Below are 19,167 nucleotides of genomic sequence, written 5' to 3'. Positions count from 1 at the left end.
GGCCACGACACCCAGTGAGTATACGTCGAAAGCGATGTACGTCGAAGTAGGCGTACATCAATGGCGACGTAAAAACTCTGCTCAGCCGTAGTCGCGCAGCGTCATGACCACGCCGACGCAGGCCGCGGCCGCCGCCGCCGCGTAGATCAGGGCCGATACCCAGGCGATGTGCACGGAGGCTGCCAGCCAACAGGACAGGAATGCGGCCAGGAGCAGGCATGCCCCGTAGAACGGGGTGCGTTGTGGGTGCTCGCCGCGGGCCATGGTCCAGGGATACCCGGTTCGTCGGCAATGTCACCGGTGACGAACTGGAACGTGTTCCCGTTTTCCATTAGCCTGGCGAATTAACACGTGTCAGGAGAATCGTCATGGTCGATCCACGCACCCCCGTCATCGTCGGCGTAGGGCAGTTCACCGAACGCCTCGGCGATTCCGGATACCGCGGGATGTCCTCGGTGGACCTGGCCGCCGCGGCCGCGCAGGCTGCCGTGGAGAACACCGATGCCGACCCCGCGACCGTCGCCGCGGCCATCGACATCATCGCCGGAACCCGCCAGTTCGAGATCTCCGGGCGCACACCGGCACCGCTGGGCAAGTCGGACAACTACCCACGCTCGGTCGCGGCCCGGATCGGCGCCGACCCGGCCCGCGCCGTCCTCGAGGTCATCGGCGGCCAGAGCCCGCAGCACCTGATCACCGAGTTCGCCGCCGCCATCGCCGCCGGCGAGGCCGATGTGGTCTTGGTGATGGGATCCGAGAACACCTCCAGCCTCCGGTATTTCGCCGACCGCGAGGACAAGCCCGACCATTCCGAGGTCGTCGGCGGGCAACTGGAAGATCGCGGCTACGGCTATGACGGCATCTTCGACGAGTACACCGTCACACACGGCCTGATCGGCGCCCCGGTGCAGTACGGGCTGCTGGAGAACGCGCGGCGGGCCCGGCTGGGTCTGTCGGTCGCGGACTACCGGCAGGCGATGGCCGAACTGTTCGCGCCGTTCTCCAAAGTCGCCGCCAAGAACCCGTACTCGTCGGCGCCGACGGAGCGTTCCGTGGACGAACTGGCCACCGTCACGGCCGCCAACCGGATGATCTGCGACCCCTATCCGCGGCTGATGGTGGCTCGCGATCAGGTGAACCAGGGGGCTGCGGCACTGATCATGTCGGTGGGCTCGGCCCGCGAACTCGGTGTGCCCGAAGACAAATGGGTGTACTTGCGCGGACACGCCGATATGAAAGAGCAGAAGCTGCTCGAGCGGGCCGACCTGGGTGCCAGCCCTGCCTCGATTCTCGCGGTGCACGAGGCACTGCGGGTGGCCGGTATCGGTATCGACGGCATCGCGGCCTTCGACCTCTACAGCTGCTTCGCGTTCCCTGTGTTCAACATCTGCGACGGCGTCGGCCTGTCCACCGAGGACGAGCGCGGCCTGACGCTGACGGGCGGGCTGCCCTTCTTCGGTGGCCCCGGCAACAACTACTCACTGCACGGTATCGCCGAGGCGGTCAATGAAATGCGCGATACACCAGGACGGTTCGCGCTGGTGGGCGCCAACGGTGGCATCGCGAGCAAGTACTCGGTCGGGATCTACTCCACCGAACCCGCCGACTGGGTGGCCGATCGCAGCGCCGACCTGCAGGCCGAGGTCGCCGCGTTTCCGGCCGTCGCCGTCACCGAACAGGCCGACGGGGCCGCGACCATCGAGACCTATACGGTGCGCTACGACTGGACGCCGCACACCGGCGTCATCGTCGGCCGCCTGGACGCCGACGGCTCTCGATTCCTGGCCACCACCACGGATGAGGCGCTGGTGGCGCTGCTGTCCGGGGGTGAGCCCCTGGGTGCCCGGATCTCGGTGCGACCGACCGAGAAGGGCAACCGCGCAACGCTGGCTTGAGGCGCCGAATTCCATTCCCGCTGATCCGAATTCGCTCAGCTGAGCAGGAAACGCTCCGTCAACGCGGCCAGCAGTCGGCGAGCCTCGTCGACGCGGGCGTGCTGGCGGGACAAGCCGTCCGGGCGTTTGGCCTTGGCCGGGTGGCTGCGCATCCACTTCGCCTCGGCGGCGATGGCATAAGCACTGAGTTCGGCGATCTCGGCCTCCAGCAGCGCCGCGAACAGGCGCGCCTGGGCGGCATCGGCCGTGCCGGGATGCGACCTCCGGGCGGCCACGAGCACCGGCCGGGTGGGGGCACTGGTCTTGTGCCCGTACTCGTGTTCGTCCGGGAGCGCGGCGACTGACATGCGAGCATCGTCTGACCTCAACCAGTGAATATCCTGTGAGTCCGGCCATGCCCCGGTTCGCTCGGGGGCCACCGAAAAGTCGGCGCTGGAATACCTTCTGGCGGCCTCCGACAACCTCTAGACGAGCGCGGCGAGCTTGCCTGCGAGGCGCTCGACGTAGGCGCCGACTTCCGCCTCGGGCTTGTCGGGCAGGCCGAACAGCACCTCGGTGACGCCGAGGTCGCGCCAGTGTGCGAGCTTGTCGGCATCCGGCTTGAAGTCGAGCGCGACGATCTGGGGTGCCCCGTCGCGTCCGGCCGCGGCCCAGGTGTCCTGCAGCAGCTTCACCGGCGCGTCGATGTCGAAGTCGCGCGGCGTGGTGATCCAGCCGTCGGCCGACTTCGCGATCCACTTGAAGTTCTTCTCGTTGCCCGCGGCGCCGACCAGCACCGGGATGTGTGACTGCATCGGCTTGGGCCACGCCCAACTCGGTCCGAAGTTGACGAACTCGCCGTCGTACTCGGCTTCTTCCTGCGTCCACAGCGCGCGCATCGCCTCCAGGTACTCGCGCAGCATCGTCCGACGCCGGCCCGGCGGCACCTTGTGGTCGGCGAGTTCGTCTGTGTTCCAGCCGAACCCGACGCCCAGGCTGACCCGTCCGCCGGACAGGTGGTCCAGCGTGGCGATCGACTTGGCCAGCGTGATCGGATCGTGCTCGACGGGCAGGGCCACCGCGGTGGACAGGCGCACCCGCTCGGTCACGGCCGCCACCCCACCGAGGGAGACCCACGGATCCAGGGTGCGCATGTAGCGGTCGTCGGGCAGGGACTCGTCGCCGGTGGTCGGGTGCGCGGCTTCCCGCTTGATCGGGATATGGGTGTGTTCGGGCACATAAAAGGTGGTGAAACCGTGGTCGTCGGCGAGTTTGCCGGCAGCCGCCGGGGTGATGCCGCGGTCACTGGTGAAGAGTACGAGCCCATAGTCCATGGCAAGAATTAGAACGTGTTCTAGTCTGCCAGCGCAAGCGCGGGGTGGATTCTCAGGTTCACGCAGATCATTACTCGTGACGTCGTGGTCGCGGCGAGATGGAATCAGACGCCATGACCACTGAACGGATTGCCGATCACATCAAGTTCGCCTATTGGGTGCCCAATGTCAGCGGTGGTTTGGTGACCAGTGATATTGAGCAGCGCACCGACTGGAACTACGAGTACAACAAGAAGCTGGCTCAGACCGCGGAGAACAACGGGTTCGAGTACGCGCTGTCGCAGGTGCGATACGAGGCCAGCTACGGCGCGGAGTATCAGCACGAGTCGACAAGCTTCAGCCTGGCGTTGTTGTTGGCCACCGAGCGGTTGAAGGTGATCGCGGCGGTGCATCCGGGGCTGTGGCAGCCGGCGGTGCTGGCCAAGCTGGGTGCCACCGCCGATCACCTCTCGAACGGACGGTTCGCCGTCAACGTCGTCTCCGGCTGGTTCAAGGACGAGTTCACCCATCTGGGTGAACCGTGGCTGGAGCACGATGAGCGCTACCGGCGCAGCGCGGAGTTCCTGCAGGTGCTGCGGGCCATTTGGACGAACGACGACCCGGTTGAATTCCGTGGCGACTTCTACCGCATCCACGACTTCACCCTGAAGCCCAAACCGCTCAACACCCCGGAGCGTCCGAATCCGGAACTGTTCCAGGGCGGCAACTCCACTGCCGCTCGGCGTAACGGCGGCTATTACGCGGACTGGTACTTCTCCAACGGTAAGGACTACCAGGGCCTTACCGAGCAGGTGGTCGAGGTGCGCGATCATGCCCGCGAGGCCGGACGGGAGGTGAAGTTCGGCCTGAACGGGTTCATCATCGCCCGCGATACCGAGAAGGAGGCGCGCGAGACCCTGCGCGAGATCATTGCCAAGGCCAACAAGCCGGCGGTGGAAGCGTTCCGCGGGGCGGTGCAGCAGGCCGGCAACTCGACCGGCGACAAGAAGGGTATGTGGGCCGATTCGTCGTTCGAGGATCTCGTTCAGTACAACGACGGGTTCCGCACCCAGTTGATCGGAACTCCCGAGCAGATCGCCGAGCGGATCGCCGAGTACCGCAAACGCGGCGCCGATCTGATTCTCGGCGGTTTCCTACACTTCCAGGAGGAGATCGAGTACTTCGGCAAGCACGTGCTGCCCCTGGTCCGCGAAATCGAAGCATCCGAACAGGACACAATCGATGCTCCGGTGCTCGTATCGGCTTAGGTGTCGCTCACACCTCGGTGCGCTAGCGTGGGTGGTCGAGATCGCTGACACAGGAGAGTCATGACCTACCCACCCGGTAGTCCCGGATATCCGCCCGCCCAGCAGAGCAGCCAGTACGGTGCTCCGACCCAGCAGTACGGAAGGGTCGCCGAGCCGGCCGGGCCGTCCAAGTTGCCGGTCTACCTGTTCGCCGCGGTCACCGTGCTCGGACTGGCGACCTACGCGTTCAACTTCGGCCCGCTGCTGACCATCAAGAGTTCGGACTTCCCGCAGTTCGGCAGCGCCAGCGGAAGCACCATCGGCATCGGCCTGGCCGTCGCCGCCTCGGTGCTCGCCGGTCTGATCGTCGCCGTGGGTCTGCTGCCCAAACAGAAGGTGTCCACCGGAGTGGTGGCGGCCATCGCGCTGCTGTCGTTCCTGCTGGTGCTCGGCGAGGTGATCAATGCGCCGCGGGGCGTCTCGATCGGCTGGGCGTTGTACCTGGTGATCATCAGCACCGTGCTGCAGGCCAGCGCCGCCATCGCGGCGCTGCTGCTGGAGTCCGGAATCATCGCCGCGCCGGAACCGCGCCCGCGTTACGAGCAGTCCTACGGCCAGTACGGTGCGCCGTATTACGGCCAGCCGGGCCAGCCCGGTCAGCCTTATGGTGCGCCCCAGGCGCCGCCGCAGCAGGGCCGGCCCGGCTACGCACCGCCGGCGCAGTACGGCGGTTACCAGGGATCGAACACCGGTGGCTTCTCCGCCGTCCCCGCACCCGGCCCGCAGAGCGGACCGCCGACCCCGCCCACCGGGTTTCCTGCGTTCGGCCAGCCCCAACCAGCGGGCTCGTCCGAGCCGACCACCGCGGTCCCGACACAGCAGCAACCCCCGGCCGCGTCCTCACAGCAAGCTGGGCCGCCGCCGTCGTAGTCTGGGCGTCGCGCGCCCGAGCAATGTGGACACGGCGTGCGTAGGCCCAGCGCGCGAGGAGCGACCCAGCTAGTGGAGAACCGATCAGTCGGCACCCGGCAGGCGCGTGACCTGCTACGGGTCGCCTTCGGTCCGTCGGTCGTCGCCCTCGGGATCATCGCCGCGGTGACGCTGCTGCAGTTGCTCATCGCCAACAGCGATATGACGGGCGCCTTCGGTGCCATCGCCAGCATGTGGCTGGGGGTGCACCAGGTGCCGGTGTCCATCGGCGGCCGCGAGCTCGGTGTCATGCCGTTGCTGCCGGTGTTGCTGATGGTCTGGGGTACCGCGCGCACCACCGCGGCCGCCTCGGCCCGGGCGTCGTGGTTCGTCATCCGCTGGGTGGTGGCCTCCGCGCTGGGTGGTCCGCTGTTGATCGCGGCGCTGTCCCTGGCGGTGATCCACGACGCGTCCTCGGTTCTGACCGAACTGCAGACGCCGAGTGCGGGGCGTGCCTTCGCCGGTGTGCTCATGGTGCACGCCATCGGTGCGGCCATCGGCGTCCTGCTCACCGGGAAGGTGCAGACCGTTCCCTGGATCCCGCGTTGGGTGTCCGATGCGCTGCGCGCCGCCGGCGCCGGGGTGCTGGCATTGCTCGGCTTGTCCGGTGTGGTCGCGGTCGGATCGCTGGTGGTGCACTGGGGCACCATGCACGACCTGTTCGGGATCACCGACTCGATGTTCGGCCAGTTCAGTCTGGCCCTGCTCTCGATGCTCTATATCCCCAACGTCATCGTCGGCACCGCGGCGGTGGCGGTCGGGTCGACCGCACATGTCGGGCTGGCCAGCTTCAGCTCGTTCGTCGTGCTGGGGGGTGACATTCCGGCGGTCCCCGTGTTGGCGGCCGTCCCGACGCCACCGCTGGGACCGATCTGGGTCGCTCTGCTGATCGTCGCCGCGGTCTCGGCGGTGGCACTCGGCCAACAGTGTGCGCGGCGTCCGCTGCCGTTGCCGACGGCCGCCGCGAAGCTGGTGGTGGCGGCCGGACTCGCCGCAGCGGTGATGGCGCTGCTCGGCTACGCCGGCGGCGGCCGGCTGGGCAACTTCGGCGAGGTCGGGGTGGACCAGGTCACCTTCGGGCCCGCGGTGTTCCTGTGGTTCTTCTCGATCGGCGGTCTGACCGTGGCGATGGCCGGCGGTCTGGCGCGCCGGCCGAAACCGGTCACACCTGTCGCGGTGCCCGAACCGGAACCCGAGATCGCAGCCGATGACGACGCCATCACCGATGTGGTCGTGCTCGGCGACCCGATCGACGCCGAGGTGGTCGAGTCCGTCGAGTCCGTCGAGGTGGTCGACGAGCCGCCGCTGGATGCGCCACTGCTGGATCCTGAAGAGCACTTCCTCACCGACGGGGATCCGGTCGAAAAGCCCCGCGAGCAGGCCGACTAGGCTGCTGGGCGTGCAGCCCACGCTTCGAGTGCCCCCGACTGCACCGTCGCGGCTGGTGGTACTGGCCTCGGGGACGGGTTCCCTGCTGGAATCGCTGCTGGCCGCCGCTGCCGCTGACTTTCCGGGTGAGGTGGTCGCGGTGGGCACCGACCGGCCGTGCCACGCCCTGGAGATCGCCGCCGGGGCCGGGGTGCCGTCGTTCACCGTGCGGCTGGGTGATCATGCCGACCGAGCCGCCTGGGACGCCGCGCTGACCGAAGCGGTCGCCGGCCACGAGCCGGACCTCGTCGTCAGCGCGGGATTCATGAAAATTCTTGGACCCGAGTTTCTTTCGCGATTCTCCGGCCGTGTGGTCAACACCCATCCGGCGCTGCTGCCGTCTTTTCCCGGTGCGCAGGGCGTGGCCGAGGCACTGGCCTACGGCGTGCGGGTGACGGGCGCCACGGTGCACCTCGTGGATGCCGGAATGGACACCGGGCCGATTCTGGCGCAGGAAGCCGTCCCCGTGCTCGATGATGACAACGTAGAGACTTTGCACGAACGCATCAAGGTGGTCGAACGTCGACTGCTGGTGGACGTGCTCGCCGCGGTGGCTACCCGCGGCCTCACCTGGAACGGGCGAAAGGCGACCTTCGGATGTTGAGGAGACTGTGGTGACCGATGAAGGACGCAGGCCGATCCGGCGCGCGTTGATCAGCGTGTACGACAAGACCGGTCTGGGGGCCTTGGCCCGCGGCCTGCACGAGGCGGGTGTGAGCATCGTCTCCACCGGCTCGACCGCGAAAGCGATTGCCGAGGCCGGTGTTCCGGTGACACCGGTGGAGGACATCACCGGGTTTCCCGAGGTGCTCGACGGCCGGGTGAAGACCCTGCACCCGAGGGTGCACGCCGGGCTGCTCGCGGATCTGCGCAAGTCCGAGCACGAGTCGGCGCTGGCCGACCTGGGTATCGCCCCCTTCGAACTCGTCGTGGTCAACCTGTACCCGTTCAGCGAGACGGTGTCCTCCGGCGCCGGACCGGATGAGTGCGTGGAACAGATCGACATCGGCGGCCCGTCCATGGTGCGTGCGGCCGCCAAGAACCATCCCAGCGTGGCCGTGGTCGTCGACCCGCTCGGCTACGAGGGTCTGCTGGTTGCGGTGCGTGGCGGCGGATTCACCCTCGCCGAGCGAAAGCGTCTGGCGTCGTTGGCGTTCCGGCACACCGCCGAGTACGACGTGGCGGTGGCCAGCTGGATGGGTTCGGTGCTCTCACCGGAAGCGGGCGCCGCGCCGGATGCTCCGCCGCAATGGGTCGGTGCGACCTGGCGGCGCGCCGCGGTGCTGCGCTACGGCGAGAATCCGCACCAGGGTGCGGCGCTGTACCGCAACGACGCGGGCTGGCCGGGCTTGGCGCAGGCCGAGCAACTGCACGGCAAGGAGATGTCGTACAACAACTACACCGACGCCGATGCCGCGTGGCGGGCCGCGTTCGACCACGAGCAGACCTGTGTGGCCATCATCAAGCACGCCAATCCGTGCGGGATCGCGGTCTCGTCGGTCTCGGTGGCCGATGCGCACCGCAAAGCCCATGAGTGCGACCCGCTTTCGGCCTTCGGTGGCGTGATCGCCACCAACACCACCGTCAGCGTGGAGATGGCGCAGACGGTGGCCGACATCTTCACCGAGGTGATCGTCGCCCCGGCCTATGAACCCGGTGCGGTGGAAGTGCTGTCGGGCAAGAAGAACATCCGCATCCTGGTGGCGTCCGAACCGCAGGAGTCCAGCGTCGAATTCCGTCAGATCAGCGGCGGGCTGCTGCTGCAGGAACGCGACGTGCTGGACGCCGAAGGTGACAACCCGGCCAACTGGACGCTGGCGACCGGTACGCCCGCCGATCCCGCGACGCTGGCAGATCTGGTGTTCGCCTGGCGCGCCTGCCGTGCGGTGAAATCGAACGCCATCGTGGTCGCGTCCGACGGCGCCACCGTGGGCGTGGGTATGGGACAGGTCAACAGAGTGGACGCCGCCCGGCTGGCGGTCGAACGTGGCGGTGACCGGGTCAAGGGCGCCGTCGCCGCGTCCGACGCCTTCTTCCCGTTCCCGGACGGGCTGGAGACACTCACCAACGCGGGCGTGAAAGCGATTGTGCATCCCGGTGGTTCGATGCGTGACGACGTCGTGACCGAGGCTGCGGCCAAGGCCGGTATCACCTTGTACCTGACCGGGGCGCGGCACTTTTACCATTAGAGTCGATTGGCCAGTTATTGCACACCAGATTCGAGAATGCGTGCAATAACTGGCCAATCGGCGCCCGCTTCCGCGAGCGCTGCGCACGTTCGCGCCAGGATGACGCGCCGGCGGTAGCGCAGGATCTGTGCGCTGACGCGAATAATCCGCCACCCGAGAGCAGCAAGATCGGCCAACCGGTCGATGTCACGGGCATGCTGTGCCGGGTCTTTCCAGTGCTGATCGCCGTCGTACTCGACGCCGACTTTCAATTCCTCCCACCCCATATCGATTCGGTAGCGCGCAACCACGATCTGTGTCGTGGGTCGCGGCAACCCAGCGTCGTTGAGCACCAGGCGGGTTCTGGTTTCCTGCGGCGATTCGGCACCGCCATCGACGAGGTCGAGCACTTTGCGTAGCTGGACCATGCCGCGTAGGCCAGGGTGGCACTCGAGGAGAGGCTGCATGTCGCTGACTCGCAGCCCGGTCGACTGGGCGAGCGCGTCGATGCGTATCACGGCGAGGGTGCGGCCAGGTCGACGTCCGAGATCGAATGCCGTACGAGCAGGCGTGGTCGCCGGGATGCCCGATGCGGAGCCGATCTCCCACGGCAGAAGTGTGTCGCGGTGGATGAGGATTCCACTTACGGGTTTTCCGTTGGTCCGGTACAACTCGGCGGGCTCGGTGGCGTCGACCCATCGCGTGCCATAAAGTGCCGCCGCCGACAGTCCTGCGGCGATTGCCTTTCGGCCGGACCACAGCCAGGCGGCCTCAGCGCGGGTTGCGGCAGTCAGCTCGGTTTGTACAGGCAGATAGACATTTCGGTACACCGGACGATATTCCCCGCGAAGCCCTCGCCGGGTAGCGGTGCCGGCTGTCAATGCCTCAGTGCCGAGAATGGGACGTGTCGTCATGACGCCACGGTGTCGGTGCGGGCAGACAAATCTCCGGCGTCGGCCCGCCACAACGTCCGGGCTGTGGATGGATCCTCAGGTGTGGATAACCCGTTGGCCAGTTATGACCCGCGAAAGTCGAGAACGCGTGTCACAACTGGCCATTCGACGCTAGGACACCGCCTCGTCGCGAGCCGCCATCGTCACATACTCCACGAACGACGCAATCTCCTCGACCGCCCGTCGCGCGTCCGGGTTCACGTCGAACGACAGCTGGAACATGTGCATGGCCTTGTCCCACACCTGAACCCAGACCGGGACACCGTCGGCGCGCAGCCGGTCGGCGAGCGTGAAGGTGTCATTGCGCAGCATCTCGTTGGTGCCGATCTGCAACAGGAAGGGGCCCAGACCGCTCATGTTCGCCTCCGACGGCATGACCGGTACCGGCCGCGTGCCGTTCACGGTGGCGAATACGTCGTAGATGAACTTCACGGTCATGAACGGGAACAGCACGTCCATGTGTTCCTTGAGGGCCTCGTACTTCAGCTGCATATCGGCCGACGTCAGGGCTGACAGCAGCACCTGACCTGCGGGCACCGGCAGGCCGGCGTCCCGCGCGGCGAGCGCAGTGTCGGCCGCCATCAAACCGCCGGCCGAATCACCGGCGAACACCACCCGGTCGGGGGAGAAACCCAGCGCGAGCACATGCCGGTAGGCGTCCAACCCGTCTTCGACGGCCTCGTCGATGCTGGCCTGTGGGGCCAGCCGGTAGCCGACGTTGAACACCTGCGCGCCCGTGGCCTCCGACAGCTTGGAGGCGAACCGCCGGTGCGAGTTGAGCCCCAGGGTGACCAGGGCGGACCCGTGGAAGTAGACGATGACGCGCTCGGAGTCCCGCGCGTTCGGGGCGACGAGCCACTCGGCCGTGCAGTGCGGCAGCGCCTCTTTGGTCACCGCCGTACCGGGCAGGGGCCTGATGACTCGAAGCGGGCGGTCGACGACATCGAGGTGTGCCCGTTGCAGCCCGGCCGGCCACACCTTGTTGAAGATCAGGCCGATGACGGTGAGTGCGCCGAGCACCGGCCGGACGAAGATTGCGGTCAGCAGACCGAGCAGCTTGGATTGCCTGGATGCCGGGCCGAACTGCACGGTATCGGGCCGATCGCGCCATTCGAGCAAATTCACGGTACCCATGGTACCGGGTATCTCGTCGGTGGAAATCACAGGTGGCCATGCCGCTGCCCGGGAGCAGTCGTAGCGTGGAGTGGTGACGTCACCTAACAATCTGCCCCGTACCGTCGGCGAGCTGCGCGCAACGGGTCACGTCGAGCGTGGAATCAAGCAGGAGATCCGGGAGAATCTGCTGACTCGCCTCGCTGACGGCGACGATATCTGGCCGGGTCTGTTCGGTTTCGAGGACACCGTGCTGCCGCAGGTCGAGCGGGCCCTGATCGCCGGGCACGATTTCGTGCTGCTCGGCGAACGCGGGCAGGGCAAGACCCGCCTGCTGCGTTCACTGGCCGGACTGCTCGACGAGTGGACGCCCGTCATCACCGGCTCCGAACTCGGTGAGCACCCGTACAGCCCCATCACCCCGGAGTCGATCCGGCGGGCCGCCGAGGTCGGCGACGACCTCCCGATCTCCTGGCGTCACCGCAGCGAGCGCTACACCGAGAAGCTGGCCACCCCCGACACCAGCGTCGCCGACCTGGTCGGCGATATCGACCCCATCAAGGTGGCCGAGGGCCGCAGCCTCGGTGACCCGGAGACCATCGCCTACGGCCTCATCCCGCGCGCCCATCGCGGCATCGTCGCCGTCAACGAACTACCCGACCTCGCCGAGCGCATCCAGGTGTCGATGCTCAATGTGATGGAGGAGCGCGACATCCAGGTCCGCGGCTACACACTGCGGCTGCCGCTGGACGTCCTCGTCGTGGCCAGCGCCAATCCCGAGGACTACACCAACCGCGGCCGCATCATCACCCCGCTCAAGGACCGGTTCGGCGCCGAGATCCGCACCCACTATCCGCTGGAGCTGGAAGCGGAGGTGGCCGTCATCAAGCAGGAGGCGCACCTGAGTGCGCCGGTGCCGGACTATCTGCTGCAGATCGTCGCCCGCTTCGCCCGCTCACTGCGTGAATCCACCGCCATCGACCAGCGTTCGGGTGTGTCGGCCCGGTTTGCGATCGCCGCGGCCGAAACGGTCGCCGCCTCCGCACGACACCGCGGCGCGATCCTCGGCGAGCAGGAGCCGGTGGCCCGCGTGGTCGACCTCGGCACGGTGATCGACGTGCTGCGCGGCAAACTCGAATTCGAATCCGGCGAAGAGGGCCGGGAGCAGGTGGTGCTGGAGCACCTGTTGCGGCGGGCGACCGCCGACACCGCGTCGCGTGCGCTCGGCGGTATCGACGTCGGCCCGTTGGTCTCCGCGATCGAGGGGGGCTCCCCGGTCACCACCGGGGAACGGGTCAGTGCCAAGGATGTGCTGGCGGCTCTGCCGGATCTGCCCGTACTGGATGCGATCGCCGAACGGCTCGGGGCGAGCACCGACGGGGAACGCGCCGCCGCGGTGGAACTGGCCCTGGAAGCGCTGTACCTGGCGAAGCGGATCGACAAGACCTCAGGTGAGGGCGAAACCGTATATGGATAAACACCTCTCGCGTTATTCGCCGTACACCGGCGGCCCGGACCCCCTGGCGCCACCGGTCGACCTTCGGGAGGCACTCGAACAGATCGGCCAGGACGTCATGGAGGGCAGCTCGCCGCGGCGCGCCCTGTCCGAACTGCTGCGCCGCGGCACCCGCAATATGACGGGCGCGGACAAGCTTGCCGCCGAAGCCAACCGCAAGCGCCGGGAATTGTTGCAGCGCAACAACCTCGACGGCACCCTGCAGGACATCAAGAAGTTGCTCGACGAGGCGGTGCTGGCCGAACGCAAGGAACTGGCCCGTGCCCTCGATGACGACGCCCGCTTCGGCGAGCTGCAGATGGAGGCCCTGTCGCCGTCGCCGGCCAAGGCGGTGCGGGAACTCGCAGACTATGACTGGCGCTCATCGGAGGCGCGGCAGAAGTACGAGCAGATCCGGGATCTGCTCGGCCGCGAGATGCTCGATCAGCGTTTCGCCGGGATGAAGCAAGCGCTGGAGAATGCCACCGACGAGGACCGCCGGGCCGTCAACGAGATGCTCGACGACCTCAACAACCTGCTCGACAAACACGCCAAAGGGCAGGATTCCGAGCAGGATTTTCAGGACTTCATGGCCAAGCACGGTCAGCACTTCCCCGAGAACCCGCGCAATGTGGAGGAGCTGATCGACTCGCTGGCCAAGCGCGCCGCGGCAGCCCAGCGCTTCCGCAACAGTCTGTCCGCGGAGCAGCGTGCAGAGCTGGATGCCCTGGCGCAGCAGGCTTTCGGATCGCCGTCGCTGATGAATGCGCTGGACCGGTTGGACTCGCACCTGCAGGCAGCGCGGCCCGGCGAGGACTGGACGGGCTCACAGGAGTTCTCCGGCGGCGACCCGCTGGGTATGGGGGAGGGCGCCCAGGCGCTGGCCGATATCGCCGAACTGGAGCAGCTGGCCGAGCAGCTCTCGCAGAGCTATGCGGGCGCGACGATGGAAGACGTCGACCTGGACGCCCTGGCCCGTCAGCTCGGCGAGGACGCGGCGGTCAATGCCCGCACGCTCGCCGATCTGGAGCGCGCACTGATGAATCAGGGCTTCCTGGACCGTGGGTCGGACGGAAAGTGGCGGCTCTCACCGAAGGCCATGCGTCAGCTGGGCCAGACCGCCCTGCGCGATGTGGCGCGCCAGTTGTCCGGGCGCAGCGGGGAACGCCAGACCCAGCGCGCCGGCGCGGCGGGGGAGTTGACCGGGGCGACGCGGCCGTGGGAGTTCGGCGATACCGAACCCTGGAACGTGACAAGGACGTTGACCAATGCCGTGCTGCGCACGGCCGGAACCACTGCCGAAGGTCCCCTGCGCATCACGGTCGACGATGTCGAGGTGTCCGAAACCGAGACCCGCACGCAGGCCTGCGTGGCGCTGTTGGTGGACACCAGCTTCTCGATGGTGATGGAGAATCGGTGGTTACCGATGAAGCGCACCGCGTTGGCGCTGAATCATCTGGTGAGCACCCGGTTCCGGTCCGACGATCTGCAGATCATCGCGTTCGGACGGTATGCCCGCACGGTGAGTGCGGCCGAACTCACCGGGCTGGAAGGTGTCTACGAGCAGGGCACCAACCTGCACCACGCGCTGGCGCTGGCGACTCGGCACCTGCGCCGGCATCCGAACGCGCAGCCGGTCATCATGATCGTCACCGACGGCGAACCCACCGCGCACCTGGAGGACTACGGCAGCGTAGAAGGAAGTTCTGCCGTTTTCTTTGATTACCCGCCGCACCCGCGCACCATCGCGTTCACGGTCAAGGGTTTCGACGAGGTGGCCCGGCTCGGTGCGCAGGTGACCATCTTCCGGCTCGGCAACGATCCCGGACTGGCACGGTTCATCGATCAGGTTGCGCGCCGCGTGCAGGGCCGGGTGGTCGTCCCGGATCTGGACGGACTCGGTGCCGCGGTGGTCGGCGACTACCTGACCTCACGGCGTCGGTGACGCCGGATCGCCGGTAGCTCAGCCGTCAGATTCGGAACTCGGGCTGCGCCGCTTCTTGCGTTTCACACCGACGGAGCCCCACAGCGAGAAACCACGGACTCGCACCCGGGGACCGCCGGGTGTCCCGCTGCCCGCGATGTTGTGGTCGAAGCTGCCCATCACGCCGACGCCGGCGATGTCGACATTGACCTCCGGTGGCACCAGGATGGTCTGCCCACCGAAGATCGAGTAACTGCGGATCTCCACATCGGCGGTGGTGAAGTCGGCGTAGCGCAGGTCGACCACGCCGCCGCCGAACAGGGCGAAGGTGGTCAGCTTCTTGGGCACGTTCCAGCGACCGCGGCGTTCGTAGCCGCTCATGATGGCCAGCAACAGCGTCGACGGCGCCGGACGACAGATACCCTTGCCGGTCGCGCTGCCCCCGGGGAGGTCGGCGCTGAGGCGGTCCAGTTCGGCACATGTCTGCGCGGCATACGCCTTCGCCAGCCGGGTCTCGTACTCCTCCAGCGACAGGCGGCCCTGCGCGGCGGCATCGGTGAGCAACTGCGCAACCTGGATCCGGTCGGTGTCGGCAGCCCGCATCGATCCGCTCCGCGGCGCTGAAGTGCTCATCGGGGCCATCTGTTCTTCGCGCAGGCGCTCATCAGAGATGAGCCTACGGCCAATGGCGGTACATGCAATACCGTCAGCCAAATATTGTCCGGCTCAGCGATGTTTGCTGTATCGCCCTGGCCTGGTTTATTTCGGCCAGTTCGGGGTGCGCTTCTGCAGAAAGGCGAGCATGCCTTCGCGTGCCTCGTCGGAGACGAAGAGCCGTGCCGACTGCACCGCCAGGCCGTCGGCGTGCGTGTCGAAATCGGCCAGGATGCTGGCCGTGGTCAGGGCTTTTGAGGCTGCCAGCCCCTGCGGCGAACCCTTGGCGATCTCATCGGTGAGGGCTGCCACGGCGGCACTGACATCGTCGGCGGCGATGCTGATGAGCCCGATGGCGGCGGCCTCGGCGGAACCGAACTTCTCACCCGTGACGAAGTAGCGGCCCGCCGCGCGAGCGGTCAACTTCGGCAACAGGGTCAACGAGATGATCGATGGCGCCACCCCGATCCGGGCTTCGGTCAGGGCGAACGTGCTGGCCGGCCCCGCCACCGCGATATCGCACGCACCGATCAAGCCCATACCGCCGGCGCGGACATGCCCGTCGACCGCCGCAACGACCGGGATCGGCAACTCCAGGATCGAGCGGAGCACCACCGCCATCTCGCGGGCCCGATCCACGGCGAGGTCACCCGGGTCCCGGCCGGTGGCCTCACTCAGGTCGGCGCCCGCACAGAATGTCTTACCGGTGTGCCCGAGCACGACGGCGCGTATCCCGGGTGCGGCGGCCGCTTGTGCCAGCCCATCCCGCAGCTGGCTCACCAGTGCGGTGGACAGGGCGTTGTGGTTGTGCGGTGAATCCAGCGTGAGCCTCGCGACGGCGTCGTCGACGTCGTAGCGGACGAGTGTGCCGGACATCAGTACGACCGCGGCAGGCCGAGCGACGTCTGGGCGACGAAGTTCAGGATCATCTCCCGGCTGACCGGGGCGATGCGGGCCAGCCGCGAGGCGGTCAGTACCGACGCGATGCCGTACTCCTTGGTCAACCCGTTGCCGCCGAGGGATTGCACGGCTTGGTCGACCGCCCGCACCGACGCCTCACCCGCGGCGTACTTGGCCATGTTCGCCGCCTCGGCGGCCCCGAAATCGTCACCGCTGTCATACAGCGAGGCGGCCTTCTGCATCATCAGCTTGGCGAGTTCGATCTCGATGTGGTTCTGCGCCAAGGGATGTGAAATGCCCTGATGCGCACCGATGGGCGTCTTCCAGACCTGGCGGGTCTTGACGTACTCGGTGGCCTTGTTGATGGCGAAGCGTCCCATGCCGATCGCGCTGGCCGCACCCATGATGCGTTCGGGATTGAGCCCGGCGAACAGCTGGGCAATGGCCGCGTCCTCGGAGCCGACCAGCGCATCGGCGGGCAACCGGACGTCGTCGAGGAACACCTGGAACTGGAACTCAGGGCTGACGATCTCCATCTCGATCTTGGTCCAGTGCAGCCCGGGGGTGTCGGTCGGCACCACGAACAGGGCCGGCTTGAGGTTGCCGGTCTTGTGGTCTTCGGTGCGTCCCACCACCAGCACGGCCTGCGCCTGGTCGACACCTGAGATGTAGACCTTCTGTCCCGACAGGATCCAGTCGCTGCCGTCGCGGCGCGCCGTGGTGGTGATGCGGTGGCTGTTGGACCCGGCGTCGGGTTCGGTGATCGCGAAGGCCATGGTGATCGAGCCGTCGGCGATGCCCGGGATCCAGCGTTTCTTCTGTTCCTCGGTGCCGAACTTGGAGATGATGGTGCCGTTGATGGCGGGGGAGACCACCATCATCAGCAGTGCCGACCCGGCCGCCGACATCTCCTCCATGACCAGGCTCAGCTCGTACATGCCCGCGCCGCCGCCGCCGTACTCCTCGGGGAGGTTCACCCCGATGAAGCCGAGTTTTCCTGCTTCACTCCACAATTCGGTGGTGTGCTGGCCCGCCCGGGCCTTTTCCAGGTAGTAGTCCTGGCCGTAGTTGGCGGCCATCGCCTTGACGGCGTCGCGCAGCGCCCGCTGTTCCTCGGTTTCGATGAAGTTCACGGTTGTTCTCCTTCGGGGGTGTCTACACGGGCAAGTACGGCGCCGACGTCGACCTGCTGGCCGGTCGCGACGTGGAGTTCGGCGAGCACGCCGGCATGCGGGCTGGCGATGGTGTGTTCCATCTTCATGGCCTCCAGCCAGATCAGGGGTTGGCCCGCCGTGACGGTGTCGCCGACGGCGGCGCCGACGCGCACCACCGACCCGGGCATGGGGGCCAGCAGTGAGCCGTGCGCGACCGCGGCGTCCGGGTCCGGGAACCGCGGCAGCACCGTCAGTCGCGCGGCGCCCAGCGGGGAATCGACGAAGACCTCGTCTCCGTAGCGGGCCACGTCGAACGGCAGCTCCACCCCGTCGACGGCCAGCACCACCCGGTCCGGTGTCGCGGTGACGACGGACAGCCCGGCGTGGTCGGGAAGCTCGGCCCCGGTCCGGGTGAACCGGTAGCGAACCACGTGCTCGGTGCCACCGGTATCCCGATACCCGCGGGTCTGGTAGCCCGACGCGAGATTGCGCCAGCCGCTCGGCGACGGCGCGAAAACCGTTGCCGTGGAGCGGTTATATGCGGCCTCGGCCAGTGCGGCAGCCACCGTGGACGGGACGGTCGCCGTGGCGGGCGCCGTCGCCAACTCGGAAAGGCCGTAGGTGTCGAAGAACGCGGTATCGGTATCGCCGTCGCGGAATGCCCGGTGCCGCAGCACATTGACCAGCAGATCGCGGTTGGTCCTGATGCCGTGCAGCTGGGTGCGGGCCAGGGCGTCGGCCAGGATTGCTGCGGCGCGGTCGCGGGTCGGTGCGTACGAGATGACCTTGGCCAGCATCGGGTCGTAGAACACCGAGACCACCGAGCCGTCGACGATGCCGGAGTCCACCCGCACCCCGCTGCGCCCGCCCAGCGGGCTGAACTGCGTGCGGGCGGCGGGGACGCCGAACCGGTACACCGGGCCGGCCTGTGGCTGCCAATTCTCGGCCGGATCCTCGGCGTACAGCCGGGCCTCGATCGAATGGCCATGGGCGGCAGGGGGATCCGGGTCGAGGCGGCGCCCGTCGGCGACGTCGATCTGCAGTTCGACCAGGTCCAGGCCGGTGGTCTCCTCGGTCACCGGATGCTCGACCTGCAGGCGGGTGTTCATCTCCAGGAAGAAGAAGTCGCCCCGGTGGTCGGCCATGAACTCGACGGTGCCGGCGCCGGTGTATCCGATCGCGCCGGCGGCCAACCGGGCCGCTTCGTAGAGCTTGTCGCGCATCCCGGGCGTGCGTTCCACCAGCGGTGACGGTGCCTCCTCGATGACCTTCTGATGGCGGCGCTGGATGGAGCATTCGCGTTCCCCGACCGCCCACACGGTGCCGTGCGCGTCGGCCATCACCTGCACCTCGATGTGGTGCCCGGCGGCCAGGTAGCGCTCGCAGAACACCGTCGGGTCGCCGAACGCCGATTGCGCCTCCCGCTGGGCCGCGGCCACCTCGGCGGGCAACGCCGACAACTCGCGCACCACCCGCATCCCGCGGCCACCGCCACCGGCGGAGGCCTTGATCAGCACCGGGAGCTGGTCGGCGGTGACGGTGTCCGGGTGCAATTCGGTCAGCACCGGCACGCCGGCGGCGGACATCAGCTTCTTGGCCTCGATCTTGGAACCCATGGCCTGTACCGCGGGCACCGGCGGGCCGATCCAGATCAGCCCGGCCTGCTCGACGGCGTCCGCGAAGTCGGGGTTCTCCGAGAGGAATCCGTAGCCGGGGTGGATCGCGTCGGCACCGGATACCTGCGCTGCGGCGATCAACTGGGCGCTGTCCAGGTAGCCGTTGCGGCCGTCCAGACGTACCCGGGTGTCGGCTTCGGCCACATGCGCTGAGCCGGCGTCGGGGTCGGTGTACACCGCGACGGTGCCGATACCGAGCCGACGGCAGGTGGTGAAGACACGGCGCGCGATCTCACCGCGGTTGGCAACGAGAACTTTGGTGATCATGTGCCGTGCTTTCTGTTCTTCGCGCAAGCGCT

General features: G+C 67.6%; 17 protein-coding genes. 8 read left to right on the top strand and 9 right to left on the bottom strand.

Annotated features, from left to right (window positions below; all coding sequences use genetic code 11):
- Positions 1-81: 81 nt before the first annotated feature.
- Positions 82-264 carry a hypothetical protein gene (locus tag FHU31_RS29610; RefSeq protein ID WP_167164751.1) on the bottom strand — a complete coding sequence of 61 codons (183 nt, stop codon included), beginning with the start codon at positions 262-264 and terminating at the stop codon, positions 82-84.
- Between the two features lie 104 nt (positions 265-368).
- On the opposite strand from FHU31_RS29610, the gene FHU31_RS29605 reads away from it, so the two are divergent.
- Positions 369-1,895 (top strand): acetyl-CoA acetyltransferase, encoded by a 1,527-nt coding sequence (locus tag FHU31_RS29605; RefSeq protein WP_167164749.1) that lies wholly within the window; start codon positions 369-371, stop codon positions 1,893-1,895.
- 35 nt (positions 1,896-1,930) lie between these two features.
- Here FHU31_RS29605 and FHU31_RS29600 read toward each other — a convergent pair whose 3' ends face one another.
- Entirely contained in the window at positions 1,931-2,242 is a 312-nt protein-coding gene (locus tag FHU31_RS29600; protein WP_167164747.1) for a hypothetical protein, read from the bottom strand.
- A 117-nt stretch (positions 2,243-2,359) separates the two neighbouring features.
- On the bottom strand, positions 2,360-3,208 hold the full coding sequence (locus FHU31_RS29595) for an LLM class F420-dependent oxidoreductase (RefSeq protein ID WP_167164745.1): 849 nt from the start codon (positions 3,206-3,208) through the stop codon (positions 2,360-2,362).
- Positions 3,209-3,321: 113 nt separating this feature from the next.
- Between FHU31_RS29595 and sfnG the strand changes: the two genes are divergently transcribed.
- From sfnG to purH, 5 genes are all read left to right on the top strand, one after another.
- A complete protein-coding gene (gene sfnG / locus FHU31_RS29590; RefSeq protein ID WP_167164743.1) occupies positions 3,322-4,455 on the top strand; it encodes a dimethylsulfone monooxygenase SfnG in 1,134 nt (377 codons plus the stop codon).
- A 60-nt stretch (positions 4,456-4,515) separates the two neighbouring features.
- Positions 4,516-5,364 carry a DUF5336 domain-containing protein gene (locus FHU31_RS29585; protein ID WP_167164741.1) on the top strand — a complete coding sequence of 283 codons (849 nt, stop codon included), beginning with the start codon at positions 4,516-4,518 and terminating at the stop codon, positions 5,362-5,364.
- 72 nt (positions 5,365-5,436) lie between these two features.
- On the top strand, positions 5,437-6,792 hold the full coding sequence (locus FHU31_RS29580) for a cell division protein PerM (protein WP_167164739.1): 1,356 nt from the start codon (positions 5,437-5,439) through the stop codon (positions 6,790-6,792).
- 10 nt (positions 6,793-6,802) lie between these two features.
- Positions 6,803-7,435 (top strand): phosphoribosylglycinamide formyltransferase, encoded by a 633-nt coding sequence (purN, locus tag FHU31_RS29575; protein WP_167164737.1) that lies wholly within the window; start codon positions 6,803-6,805, stop codon positions 7,433-7,435.
- Positions 7,436-7,445: 10 nt separating this feature from the next.
- Complete coding sequence (gene purH, locus FHU31_RS29570; protein ID WP_167164735.1) at positions 7,446-9,020, top strand: bifunctional phosphoribosylaminoimidazolecarboxamide formyltransferase/IMP cyclohydrolase; 1,575 nt, start codon at positions 7,446-7,448, stop codon at positions 9,018-9,020.
- A gap of 14 nt (positions 9,021-9,034) precedes the next feature.
- Here the strand turns inward: purH and FHU31_RS29565 are convergent, their stop codons facing one another.
- Both FHU31_RS29565 and FHU31_RS29560 read right to left on the bottom strand, forming a co-directional pair.
- Positions 9,035-9,913 (bottom strand): endonuclease domain-containing protein, encoded by an 879-nt coding sequence (locus FHU31_RS29565; RefSeq protein WP_167164733.1) that lies wholly within the window; start codon positions 9,911-9,913, stop codon positions 9,035-9,037.
- 150 nt (positions 9,914-10,063) lie between these two features.
- Positions 10,064-11,077, bottom strand: a complete 1,014-nt coding sequence (locus tag FHU31_RS29560) for an alpha/beta hydrolase (RefSeq protein WP_167164731.1) — start codon at positions 11,075-11,077, stop codon at positions 10,064-10,066.
- A 79-nt stretch (positions 11,078-11,156) separates the two neighbouring features.
- On the opposite strand from FHU31_RS29560, the gene FHU31_RS29555 reads away from it, so the two are divergent.
- Together FHU31_RS29555 and FHU31_RS29550 are read left to right on the top strand one after the other, a co-directional pair.
- A complete protein-coding gene (locus FHU31_RS29555; protein ID WP_263988160.1) occupies positions 11,157-12,542 on the top strand; it encodes a sigma 54-interacting transcriptional regulator in 1,386 nt (461 codons plus the stop codon).
- Complete coding sequence (locus tag FHU31_RS29550) at positions 12,535-14,505, top strand: VWA domain-containing protein (RefSeq protein WP_167164727.1); 1,971 nt, start codon at positions 12,535-12,537, stop codon at positions 14,503-14,505. The genes FHU31_RS29555 and FHU31_RS29550 overlap by 8 nt, the downstream gene beginning before the upstream one ends.
- Positions 14,506-14,523: 18 nt before the next feature.
- Here FHU31_RS29550 and FHU31_RS29545 read toward each other — a convergent pair whose 3' ends face one another.
- The 4 genes from FHU31_RS29545 to FHU31_RS29530 form a co-directional block, all read right to left on the bottom strand.
- A complete protein-coding gene (locus FHU31_RS29545) occupies positions 14,524-15,117 on the bottom strand; it encodes a DUF1707 SHOCT-like domain-containing protein (RefSeq protein WP_167164725.1) in 594 nt (197 codons plus the stop codon).
- Between the two features lie 126 nt (positions 15,118-15,243).
- On the bottom strand, positions 15,244-16,014 hold the full coding sequence (locus FHU31_RS29540) for an enoyl-CoA hydratase family protein (RefSeq protein WP_167164723.1): 771 nt from the start codon (positions 16,012-16,014) through the stop codon (positions 15,244-15,246).
- Positions 16,014-17,171 carry an acyl-CoA dehydrogenase family protein gene (locus FHU31_RS29535; protein ID WP_167164721.1) on the bottom strand — a complete coding sequence of 386 codons (1,158 nt, stop codon included), beginning with the start codon at positions 17,169-17,171 and terminating at the stop codon, positions 16,014-16,016. Before FHU31_RS29535 ends, FHU31_RS29540 begins: the two co-directional genes overlap by 1 nt.
- A complete protein-coding gene (locus FHU31_RS29530) occupies positions 17,168-19,135 on the bottom strand; it encodes an ATP-binding protein (protein WP_167164719.1) in 1,968 nt (655 codons plus the stop codon). The genes FHU31_RS29535 and FHU31_RS29530 overlap by 4 nt, the downstream gene beginning before the upstream one ends.
- Between the last annotated feature and the right edge of the window lie 32 nt (positions 19,136-19,167).

Origin of the sequence: Mycolicibacterium fluoranthenivorans, from assembly GCF_011758805.1 — a bacterium.
GTDB classification, from domain to species: domain Bacteria; phylum Actinomycetota; class Actinomycetes; order Mycobacteriales; family Mycobacteriaceae; genus Mycobacterium; species Mycobacterium fluoranthenivorans.
Note: the sequence above shows the minus strand (reverse complement) of the source record. Positions and strands in the feature narration are given on the sequence as shown.